Annotated in this window: 9 protein-coding genes; 2 read left to right on the top strand and 7 right to left on the bottom strand. The window is 73.5% G+C overall.

Features of this window, described 5'->3' with window-relative positions:
- Nucleotides 1-66: 66 nt before the first annotated feature.
- The 4 genes from manB to OUY22_RS18240 all read right to left on the bottom strand — a co-directional run bounded on the left by manB (nucleotide 67) and on the right by OUY22_RS18240 (nucleotide 4,186).
- Entirely contained in the window at nucleotides 67-1,158 is a 1,092-nt protein-coding gene (gene manB, locus OUY22_RS18255; RefSeq protein ID WP_270156215.1) for a mannose-1-phosphate guanylyltransferase, read from the bottom strand.
- A gap of 20 nt (nucleotides 1,159-1,178) precedes the next feature.
- Nucleotides 1,179-2,297: a glycosyltransferase family 4 protein gene (locus tag OUY22_RS18250; protein WP_270156214.1), complete on the bottom strand. Its 1,119-nt coding sequence runs from the start codon at nucleotides 2,295-2,297 to the stop codon at nucleotides 1,179-1,181.
- Nucleotides 2,298-2,390: 93 nt separating this feature from the next.
- Entirely contained in the window at nucleotides 2,391-3,290 is a 900-nt protein-coding gene (locus tag OUY22_RS18245; RefSeq protein WP_270156213.1) for a lysylphosphatidylglycerol synthase domain-containing protein, read from the bottom strand.
- Nucleotides 3,291-3,358: 68 nt separating this feature from the next.
- Complete coding sequence (locus OUY22_RS18240) at nucleotides 3,359-4,186, bottom strand: class I SAM-dependent methyltransferase (RefSeq protein WP_270156212.1); 828 nt, start codon at nucleotides 4,184-4,186, stop codon at nucleotides 3,359-3,361.
- Between the two features lie 137 nt (nucleotides 4,187-4,323).
- Between OUY22_RS18240 and OUY22_RS18235 the strand changes: the two genes are divergently transcribed.
- Complete coding sequence (locus OUY22_RS18235; RefSeq protein WP_270156211.1) at nucleotides 4,324-5,280, top strand: lysylphosphatidylglycerol synthase domain-containing protein; 957 nt, start codon at nucleotides 4,324-4,326, stop codon at nucleotides 5,278-5,280.
- Here the strand turns inward: OUY22_RS18235 and OUY22_RS18230 are convergent.
- From OUY22_RS18230 to OUY22_RS18220, 3 genes are all read right to left on the bottom strand, one after another.
- Nucleotides 5,184-6,242: a glycosyltransferase family 4 protein gene (locus tag OUY22_RS18230; protein ID WP_270156210.1), complete on the bottom strand. Its 1,059-nt coding sequence runs from the start codon at nucleotides 6,240-6,242 to the stop codon at nucleotides 5,184-5,186. The genes OUY22_RS18235 and OUY22_RS18230 overlap by 97 nt on opposite strands.
- Before the next feature lie 2 nt (nucleotides 6,243-6,244).
- On the bottom strand, nucleotides 6,245-7,141 hold the full coding sequence (locus OUY22_RS18225; protein ID WP_270156209.1) for a glycosyltransferase family 2 protein: 897 nt from the start codon (nucleotides 7,139-7,141) through the stop codon (nucleotides 6,245-6,247).
- Between the two features lie 104 nt (nucleotides 7,142-7,245).
- Nucleotides 7,246-9,261 carry a hypothetical protein gene (locus tag OUY22_RS18220; protein WP_270156208.1) on the bottom strand — a complete coding sequence of 672 codons (2,016 nt, stop codon included), beginning with the start codon at nucleotides 9,259-9,261 and terminating at the stop codon, nucleotides 7,246-7,248.
- 134 nt (nucleotides 9,262-9,395) lie between these two features.
- Between OUY22_RS18220 and OUY22_RS18215 the strand changes: the two genes are divergently transcribed.
- Nucleotides 9,396-10,811 (top strand): hypothetical protein, encoded by a 1,416-nt coding sequence (locus OUY22_RS18215; RefSeq protein WP_270156207.1) that lies wholly within the window; start codon nucleotides 9,396-9,398, stop codon nucleotides 10,809-10,811.
- Nucleotides 10,812-10,917: the final 106 nt, after the last annotated feature.

Here is a 10,917-nt window from a genome sequence, read left to right as displayed (position 1 = left end):
CTCCTCCACCCTTCCAGTCTGCCGCCACCCGGCCACCTGACGGAACGGCGGACGGGTCCCGTGGGGTCAGGCGTCGCTGGAGTAGCGGATGGAGCGCTCCGGCAGTTCCACGCCCGGCCAGACGCGCACCCCGGCCCGCAGCTCGTTGCCCGGCCCCACGACCGCGCCGTCGCCGAGCACCGCGTCGCTCACCACCGCGCCCGTCCGCACCCGCGCGCCCCGGCCCAGGACCGAGTCGGTGACGACCGCGCCGCCCTCGACCACCGCGCCCTCGCACAGCACGGACCCGGACACCGTCGCGCCCGCGTCGACCGTCGCGCCCGCGCACACGGACGTGCCGTCGCGCACCTTGGCCTCCGGCGAGACCGACGAGCCGGGCAGCGCCAGGAACTCGCCGGTGGGGCCCGGGAGCGCCGGCGACTCCAGCCGGCCGAGCACCAGGTCGCGCGAGCCCTGCACGAAGGCCGCCGGGGTGCCGACGTCCAGCCAGTAGGTGCGGGTCGCGTACCCCAGCACCGGCTGTCCCGACTCGATCAGCCCGGGGAACGTCTCGCGCTCCACCGACACGACCTCGTCACGCGGGATCTGATCGATGACCGACCGGGTGAACACGTAGCAGCCGGCGTTGATCCGGTTGGTCACCGGGTTGGGCGTCTTCTCCAGGAACGCGGTCACCCGCCCGTCGTCGTCGGTGGGCACGCAGCCGAACCTGGCCGGATCCTCCACCTCGGTCAAATGGAGCGTTACAGCGGCCCGGCGCGCCAGGTGGAGGCGCACCTGCTCGCCGATGTCGTGACCCGACAGGACGTCGCCGTTGAGCACCAGGACCGGGTCGGACGGCCCCGACCCGAGCGCCTGCGCGGCGTTGCGGATGGCGCCGCCGGTGCCGAGCGGCGTCTCCTCCGTCATGTACTCCAGCGAGAGCCCCAGCTCCGCCCCGTCGCCGAACACCGGCTCGAACATCGCCGCCTTGTACGAGGTCGCGAAGACGATCCGGCGCACCCCGGCCGCGCGGGCCCGCGCGAGCTGGTGAGCCAGGAACGGCACGCCGGCCGTCGGCAGCAGCGGTTTCGGCGTGCCCAGCGTCAGCGGGTGCAGGCGCGTGCCACGCCCTCCGACGAGGAGGATCGCCTCCAGGTCCGGCAAAGAGCTCTCCATAGTTGTGCGAGGGTAGCGAACTATTCGGTCGCGCGCTGGTAGGAGCTCAGGTGGGCCTCCGCCGACGCCTCCCAGGTGAACTCGCGCGCTCTGGCCAGCCCCGCCTCGCTGAGCTGCCGCCTCCTGCCGGGCGAGGCCAGCAGCTCGGCCAGCCCCCGGGCGATGCCGTCGGCGTCGGGCTCGGTGTAGGCGACCGCGTCACCGCCGACCTCGGGCAGCGACGTGCGGTGGGTGGTGAGCACCGGCGCGCCGCAGGCCATCGCCTCCAGCACCGGCAGCCCGAACCCCTCGCCCCGCGACGGGAACGCCACCACGAGCGCGCCGCCGAGGAACCCCGCCAGGTCGGGCGCCGCCATGAAGCCCGGCCGCACCACCTTGACCGTGGCCTCCACCTCGCGGCAGGCCGCGTCGACGTCGTTCTCGTGCACGCCGCCGCCGAGCACCAGCGCCGGCGGCTTGTCCAGGTCCTTGACCGCCCTGGCGAAGCCGCGGATCAGGTTGGGCACGTTCTTGCGCGGCTCCAGCGCGCCCAGGAAGGCCACGTACTGCTGCCCGTGCAGCCCGCACCGGCTGGCCGCCCGCCGGATCTCCGCCTCCGAGGGCGGGTGGAACTGGCTCTGGTCGACGCCGTGGTAGGCGACGTCGATGCGGGTCGGGTCGGCGTCGAGCACCCGCACCAGTTCGTCCCTGGTCGCCTTGGAGGGCACGATCACCCGGTTCGCGTGGCGCACGGCGGTGCGGGTCGCGGAGCGGAAGAACGAGGCCTTGGCCGCGCTGTGCTGCTCGGGCTCGGTGAACCAGGTGACGTCGTGCACGGTCACCACCGTCCGCAGGCCCGAGCGGAGCGGGATGGAGTAGTAGGGGGCGTGGATCACGTCGGCGCCGGCCTGGCGGGCGAGCAGCGGCAGGCCGGTCTGCTCCCAGGCGAGCCGGGCGGCCCGGTTGGTGATCGAGACGGGGCCGGGGAGGACCAGCGCCGACGGCGCGAGGCGTCTGTAGCGGCCCGCGTCGGCCCGCTGGCAGACCACGGCCAGGTCGGCGCCCCCCCGGTCGAGCGCCGCGACCAATCCGTCGACGTATCTGATCAGAGCGCCGCGGTCGGCGGGAACCGCCGCCGCGTCGACGAGCACTCGAGGCATACGGTGATCTTCTCCCCTCAAGATCAACGCGGGGCTCGGCAGCCCCCCTCTTCTTCCACCTTATGACCAGCGTCCCCTAAAACGTGTGCCAAGTCACACAGAGATACGCCTTGCGGACAATCCAGCTACTCCAGCGCAGAGCAGGTCGCCCAGCACGATCACCACCCGCGACGTGAGCGCGACCGCGATGGCCGGTCCGGCGTCCATCACCGGCGCCAGCGCCGCCACCATGGCCACCTCCCTGACCCCGGCCCCGGCGGGCACCACGAACGTCATGATGCCCAGGCACCACGACAGCGCGAACGCCCCCACGGCGAAGAGCAGCCCGCCCTGCGGGGCGACGAAATAGAGGTGCACCCCGTAACAGGCCCAGCCCGCCAGCGCCCAGCCGAGCGCCGCGAGCATCCCCTTACGGGTGAGCGGCCGCTCCAGCGGCTCCCGCTTCAGCGTGCGCAGCCCGAAGCCGATCACCGCGTTGACCACCTTCGGCTCCAGCAGCACGAGCAGCGCCGGAACCAGGAGCAGCAGCCAGCCGAACCGGTCCCACCCCAGCGTGCCGAACGCCACCAGCAGCCCGCTGGCGAGCTGCACCGGCATCATCAGGAAGAACGCCGCCGCGCTCCGCGCCCGCGGCACCCCCAGGTCGCGGCCCATCTCCATCTGCGCCAGCATCGGCCAGACGGCCCCGGGGATGTACTTGCCGAGCTGGCCCACGAAGAACACCTTGGCGGCGCTCCGTACCGGCAGCGGCGAGCCGAGGTCGGCCAGCAGCGTCCGCCACGTCAGCATCGCGCCCAGCAGCGCGCCCACCACGGCGGCCAGCGAGGCGGCCACCATCGCCGGGGTCAGCTCGCGGAACCCGGCGGCGACCTCGTCCCACCGCGACGCCACGGCCCACGCCCCGAACCCCAGCGCCACCACCAGGAACCCGCCCCGGACCGCCTTGCGCCACCCGCCCCGGCCACCGGAAGCGGCAGAGGGCGGGTCCGCCACGTTCTCGGGCGCGGGGGCGCTCCCGTCATCGCGGGGTATCGGGGAGGCGCCGGGGCGGGGACGGTCCGTCACAGCGGCCGGACCCGTTCGGGCGGCTGGGGCAGGGCCGCGCCGACCGGCCGGCGCGGCGTCTTGGTCGCGACCCAGAGGTACGTGGGTACGAGCGGAAGCAGCAGCCGCAGCGCCGCGCGCGGGGTGCGGGCCAGCAGCGCCCGGACCGCGCGGCCCAGGACGCCGGGGAACAGCTCGCCGCCCGCGAACCGCTCGGGCGTCGCGAGGACCGGGAACGTGTAGTCCCACAAGTGGAAGGCGCGCAGCATCCTGCGCAGCCCGCGCCGCGTGCGGAAGCGCTCGTAGTAGTGGTCGGCCCGCCCGGAGGCGCGCACGTACCGGTCGGCGAGCGAGGGCGGCAGGTAGGACAGGAACGGCAGCTTGTAGTGCGGCTCCATGACGCCCAGCCGGTTGCCCAGCCCGAGGTAGAGCACGCCGTCGTCGGCGAGCACCCGGTGCATCTCGGCCACCACGGCGTCGGGGTCGACCACGTGCTCGTAGATGTGGTTGAACACCAGCACGTCGATCGACCCGTCGGGGAACGGCAGCGCCGTGCCGTCGCCGCAGACGAACGCCACCCGCTCGCCGAACCGGTCGGCCGCCTTGCGCAGCCCCGGCACGTCGATGTCGATGCCGAGGGTGTGCTTGGCCCCGGCGGCGGCCAGCTCGTCGGCGATGAACCCGGCCGAGCAGCCGACGTCGCCGACGGTCAGCCCGCCGAGCGGCCCGTGGAAGTGCTCCAGCACCGCGATGATCTTCGCGGCCTTGCGCCGGCGCTTCTCCTCGTCGAGCATCGCCGCCTGGAACTCGGAGTAGGCCAGCTGCGCGACCCGTTGCTTCCCCACGTCGCCCAACAGTACCCGCGCCCGCCCCGGCCGGCGGCCGATCCCGGTCACGCCCGGCCGCGCCGATTTCACGCGCCGTGTGACTGTTTGTCATTCGGTGACTGGCTTCACCTGCGCGGACACCGTAACCTTGCGAGATGCTCCGCCGCCTGTTGCGCATCGTCCTGGCGCTGGTCGCGCTCGGGTTCCTCGGCTACGGCCTGGCCGTCAACTGGGACGACACGGCGGCGGCCGTCGCCGAGATCTCCCCGTGGGCGGTCGCCGGCGCGTTCGCCGCCGTGCTGCTCGGCCAGTTCTTCATGCTGCTCGCCTGGCGGCAGGTGCTGGCCGGGCTGGGCTCGCCGCTGCCGGTGCGGACCGCCGGGCGGATCATGTTCGTGGGCCAGCTCGGCAAGTACATCCCCGGCGCGATCTGGGCGTACGCCGCGATGATGGACCTGGGGCGCGACCACGGCAGCCCGCCGCGCCGCACGTTCGCGTGCATCTCGCTGGCGCTGGTGATCAACCTGGGCGTGGGCATCGCCATCGCCGCCGCCACGCTGGCCACCCAGGAGGTGGTGCGGCAGGCGTGGTACCTGCTGCTCCTGCTGCCGGTGATCGCCGTCTGCATGCATCCGAAGGTGCTCACCTGGGGGCTCAACCTCGCCCTGCGGCTGGCCCGCCGCGACACGCTCGACACCGTGCTGCCCGGCCGCACGGTGCTGATCGCGGTCGCGTGGACGGTCGTCGGCTGGCTCGTGTACGGGCTCCACACCTGGATGCTGGCGGGCCGCTGGGACCTGTACGTGATCGCGACCGGGGCCTACGCGTTCGCCTGGTCGACCGGGCTGCTCGCGTTCCTGGTGCCGGCCGGGGTGGGCGTCCGGGAGGGCGCGCTGGTGCTGGTGCTCCACCCCATCCTCGGCACCGGCCCGGCCCTCGCGATCGCGGTGGTGTCGCGGCTGGCGTTCACCCTCGCCGACGTGACGGCCGCCGGGCTGGCGTTCCTGCTGGGCCGTCAGCCGAGCAGGGCCGCGGTGTACGCGACCCAGAAGGGGTCGGGGTCGACGGCCTTGACCCCCGACCGCAACCTCTCCGGCTCGCCCGAGACGTAGAACCGCTCGATCGCTTCCCTGAGCGCCTCGGCGCTGCCCGGCTCCACGAGCAACCCGTCGACGCCGTCGGTGACGTGGTCGGCGAGCGCCCCCACCCGGGTCGCGATCACCGGGACGCCGTGCTCGTGCGCGAGCCACACGTTCTGGCTGGCCGTGGCACTGCGGTAGGGCAGCACGAGCGCGTCGGCCCCGGCGAACAGCGCCGGCACGTCCTCGGCGGCGACGTAACCGGGCCGCAGGTCGACCCGGTCGCCGAGGCCCAGCTCGCGGACCAGCGCCCTGGTCTCGTCGAGCCCGCCCCAGAACTCCCCGGCCACGGTCAGCGACACCCCCGGCGGCAGCGCCCGCAGCAGCAGGTCGAGCCCCTTGTACGGGCGCACGATGCCGAAGAACAGCAGCCGCCGGTGCACCCGGTCGGAGCGCGCGGCGTGGGTGGAGGGCAGGTGCGGCGGCAGCGCGGCCACCCGGACCGGGCGGGAGGTCAGCTCGCGGGCCAGCCCGGCCTGCTGCTCGGAGTGGGTGAGCACCACCCCGGTCCGCCGCAGCAGCGCCTTCATCAGCGGCCGGTCGTACGGCTTGCGCTCGTGCGGCAGCACGTTGTGGCAGAGCGCGACCGTACGGGCCCGGCCCCGCAGCCCCGCCAGGACGGCCAGGTAGGGCGGCACCTGCACCGGGCTGAGCACGGCCAGCACCACCAGATCGGCGGCGCGCAGCCGCCGCCCGGCCGCCACCCACCCGTCGGGCCGGCGCCAGTCGAGCTCGCGCAGCACCTTCGGGTACGGGACGCCTTCCGGCGCGTCGATCGTCTGCTGCCCCGGGTAGAGGAACGACGGGTACTGCGCCCGCCAGGACTCGATGACCACGTCGTGACCGAGCGCCGCCAGCCGGTGGGCCAGCTCGGTGGTGTGCTGGGCCCCGCCGCCCTTGTAGGGGTAGGTGGGGCCGACGATCGCGATGCGCACGCTCAGTCGCCCCGCGACCGCACGATCAGGTCGGCCAGCAGCGCCACCGACCCGATCAGCATCCCCGACAGGAAGATCATGACGGTGTTGGCCGGGAAGTAGAACGGGTGCTGGATCATGTCCCACACGCCCTTCGCGAACCCGATGCCGACCAGCCACAGCGCGGGCGGCATGAGCACCTTGAGCGGGTTGAAGTACATGATCATCCGCAGCACCTGCAGGATGTAGCGGTAGGCGTCGGAGACGAAGCTGAACTTCGACTTGCCGGCCCGCTTGGCGTAGTCGATCGGCAGGTAGTAGATGTCGTGCTGGTTGGACAGGAACGACAGCGTGATCGTGGTGACGCAGGAGAACCCGGGCGGCAGCAGCCGCAGGTAGGGCCTGGCCACCGACTTGCGGAAGGCGCGCAGCCCGGAGTTGAGGTCGGGGATCTTCTGCCCGGCGAGCATCTCGGCGACCTTGCGGATCACCCACTTGGCGGGCACCCGGAGCAGCTTGTGCGACCCCTCCTCGCTGGTGCGGGCCCCGACGACCTGGTCGATCGTCTGGTCCTTCTCCAGGATCTGCACCAGCTCGGGGATGCGCTCGTTGGGGTAGGTCATGTCGGCGTCGGTCCAGACGACGATCTCGCCCCTGGCCTCCTGCGTGCCGATCCTGCGCACGGTGCCCGAGCCGCCGTTGCGGTGGAAGGCCCGGATGCGCAGGTGCGGGTAGAGAGGCGCGGCCTGCTTGAGCCGGTCCAGCGTCTCGTCGGACGAGCAGTCGTCGACCGCGACCAGCTCGTAGGTGTAGCCGCTGGAGTCCATCGCCCTGGTGATGCGGTCGACCTCGTCGATGACATGGTCCTGCTCGTTGTAACACGGCAGCACGATGGTGACGTACGGGGTTTCCTCATCCACGGCGGATCCACCTTGTCGCGAAGGCTGGGGACACGGGGGCTCTGTGCGTGCTCACGTGGGACGAGGGTACTCTGCCCCGCTGGTGGCCGCGTGCACATCGCGGGTCAAGGCAGGGCCATCCACACGTTGATCCGCAGTGACCAGGTGCCGTCGGGCGGCTCGGTGAGCGACCGCTCGTCCTGCCGGGTGCTCAGCCCGATCAGCCACGTGGCCGGCCCGTACGGGGACACCTGGCTCTCCTCGGCGGCCAGCACGACCGGGACCCGCCCGGCGGCCCGCACGCGCTCGATCAGGCGGCGCACGTCGCGCCCCGGCGCGGTGTCGCCGTCCTCCCTCTTCACCTGGGCGGTCGGGACGCCGCAGGTGCCGCGGACGACCTGGGTGAACCGGTCGCCGGTGACCCGTTCGACCACGAGCACCGAGGCGTCGCGCGGGATGCGCGCGCACATGGCCGCCACCGCGGCCGCCTCGCCCCGGCCGACGGGCGTGAACGCGGTGCCGATCGAGATCACCGCGGGCGGCGCCACCAGCAGGAGCGCGCAGGCGGGCACGACCCAGCGGGCCGGCCGCGTGCCCTTGGCCACCCGTCGGCGCAGCCGCTCCGCGCCCCACACGGCCAGCAGGATCACGCCGGGGATCACCAGGGGCACCAGCCGGCGCGCGGCCCACGGGTGGTCCGGGGTGATGGCCGGGCGCAGCAGCGTGGCGAGCGTGGCCCAGCCGATGACCAGCAGCGGCAGCAGCCATGGTAGGGCGCGTCCGCGCAGCAGCCGGTGCGTCAGCACCGCCGCGGCCAGGGTGGCGAGCACGAGGGCCGGCACGCCGACGTACCAGGCCAGCCAGTGCAGCGTGTTCTCGAAGTACAGGCGGGTGCCGTCGGCGGGCAGGCCGTTGGCCCGCTGGATCTGCTCGATGAAGGTGGCGGTGAGCCGGTCCTCGTCGTTGTCGGGGACGCGGCGCACCGTCTGCACCCACGGCCGCACCGCCAGCGCGGCCACGACGAGCACCACCAGCGCCGCCCCGGCCGCCGGCAGCCATCGCGGCGGCCGGACCCTGGCCAGCAGCGGCGCGGCGGCCGTACCGGCGAGCGTGAGCACCACGACGGCGGCGCAGATCAGCAGCAGCGGGCGCAGGGAGCTCGACAGATAGGTCAGATAGGGCCGCGACAGCCCGAAGCCGGCGGCCAGGCCGAGGCCGGCCCCGGCGGCGAGACCGGCCAGCAGCGGCGCCCCCAGCTCTCCCGGGCGGCCCGGCGACCGGCGGCCCATCGCGACGAGCACGCCCGCGAACGCCAGCACCGGCAGCACGTCGCGCAGCGCGTCCACCCGCACCAGCACGGCCAGCCCGAGCGTCAGCCCGCCCAGCGCCGCCCCGAGCCGCCGCCCCTGCCCGTAGAGGGCGTCGTACACCAGCGCCAGCCCGCCGAGCAGCAGCAGCGCCGACGCGATCTCGCTGAACGTGGTCCGTGACGTGTAGAGGATCGGCAGGCAGCAGGCGAACGCCACCGCCGCGACCGCAGCCCAGCGCCCGCCCGCCAGCCGCGCCGTCAGCCCGGCCAGGGTGAGCACCGCCAGCGCGCCCAGCACGGCCGGGGTCAGGAACAGCCCGCCCGCCCACTCCCCGGACGCGAACAGCAGAGGGGCGCCCGGCATGAACTGCGGCACCACGGCGCCGTCGTAGGCGTAGAAGCCCACGCTCTCGAAGACCAGCGACGGGTCGGGGCCGCCGAACGCCGCCACCTGCGTGGGGATCGGCAGGAAGCCCTCGCGGGCCAGCCAGATGGCGTACTGCGCGTAGGTGGACGGGTCGCGGCGGACCGCGAGCTGCTCGCCGTGCATGACCGCGTTGAACAGGCCGGAGCCGAGCGCGACCGCGGCCACCGCCGCCACCTGCCCGGCGGTGGCCTCCACCGCCTCCACCGCCTTGACCGGCCCGCGCGTGCCCGCCAGGCACAGCAGCGCGGCGGCCGCCAGCCCGAGCGGCACCGCGATCGCCGGCCGGTAGACGCCGAGCGCGAGCAGCGGCAGCGCGACCAGCAGCCAGCCCGCCACGGCCAGCGCGGGCAGCACCGACACCACCGCGAGCACCCGGCCCGCCGGCGGCCTCCGCGTCGGGTCCAACCAGGCGATTCTCATCAGTGAGCGAGCGTATCCAACATCACGACAGCACCGCGCGCACCGCCGCCGCGCGTACACGGACGCCGGTGGCCGCGCCCCGGACCGCGCGGGTGGCGGGGGCCGGTAGCGTACGCGGCGTGGTGGAAGATCGGGAGGTCGCGCGGGCGGGGTTCGCGCGACGGCACGGCTGGTTCCTGGCGGTCCTGGCGGCCGGGACCGCCCTGCGGGTGATCACCATGCTCGGCTACCGGCCGGCGCTGTGGTTCCCCGACTCCTACACGTACGTGGTCACCGTCATGCGGCCGCGGCCGGACCTGGTCCGCCCGGCGGGCTACTCGATGTTCATGAAGCTGCTGGAGCCGTTCCACTCCTTCGGCGCGGTCACCGCGGCGCAGCACCTGCTCGGGCTGGCCACCGGGGTGCTGGTCTACTGGGTGGCGGTGCGGCGCACCCGCCGGTGGATCGCGACCCTGGCCGCCGTCCCCGTGCTGGTGGAGCCGTACCAGATCCAGCTGGAGCACCTGCTCGTCTCCGACACGCTCTTCATGTTCCTGGTCGTCGCCGCCGTCGCGCTCGCGCTCTCCGGTCGGCCCAGGGCGGTCACGATCGGGCTGCTGCTGGCCGCCGCCTCGCTCACGCGGACCGTGGGACAGCCGCTGATCGTGCTGCTGGCGGCCTGGTTCGTGCTGCGGCGGCAGGTCAGGCCCGCCTGGATCATGCTGGTGGCGGCGCTGGTGCCGATCCTGGCCTACGGCGGCTGGTTCTACGCCACCTACCAGCGGGCCGGCATCGTCGGCGCCAACGGCGTCTTCCTCTATGCCCGCACGATGTCGTTCGCCGACTGCGCCAGGATGAACCCGCCCGCCGACCTGAAGGTGCTCTGCGACCCGCGCCCGGCCGACCGGCGGCCGCCGTCGCAGGAGTACATCTGGGCCAAGGACGCCCCGATCGTGGCCCTGCCGGGGATCACGTTCACCGAGGAGACGGACGACCTGGCCATGCGGTTCGCGCTGCTGGCCATCCGCACCCAGCCGCTCGACTACGCCGGCTCGGTGCTGGGAGAGCTGGGCCGCTCGTTCCTGTGGGGCCGGCCCGTCTACCCCGACCAGGAGATCTACGACTACTACCAGTTCCCCGAGACCCCGCCGGGCCCGCCGGGCCGCTACCCGGCGCGGGTCGGGACCGAGTTCGCCAAGCTCTACGAGCAGGGTCCCATCGGCACCTCGATCGTCGAGCCGTACGCCGGCTGGATGCGCGGCTACCAGGACGTGGCGCGCCTGCCGGGCACGGTCCTGCTGGCGGTCCTGCTCGTGCCGCCGCTCGTCTCGGGCGGGCGGCGCCTCCGGTACGGCGCGAGCGGGGGTTCCGGCCCCGCCCTCTGGCTTCTGCCCTGGTCCGTGGCCGTTGTGCTCTTGGTCACTCCGGCGGCCGCCGCCGAGTTCGACTATCGGTACGTGCTGCCGGCGGTGCCGCTCGCCTGTCTGGCGGCGGCGCTGAGCTGCGGGAAGGGCAAAGAATTTACAAGCGATATTTCACGAGATGTCCAGCTCTGAGTATGCTTTTCCCCTGTATCATCACGCCTGGGTCACGGTCGATTCCTCCAGTCATGGCTGCGGCGCCGCCGCGAGTGACCTAGTCTCGTGGCGCAGAACGACCGAG

The organism is Nonomuraea corallina (assembly GCF_027620315.1).
Taxonomy (GTDB): Bacteria; Actinomycetota; Actinomycetes; order Streptosporangiales; family Streptosporangiaceae; genus Nonomuraea; species Nonomuraea corallina.
The sequence above is the reverse complement of the archived record's forward strand: the minus strand, read 5'-3'. Positions and strand labels throughout refer to the sequence as shown.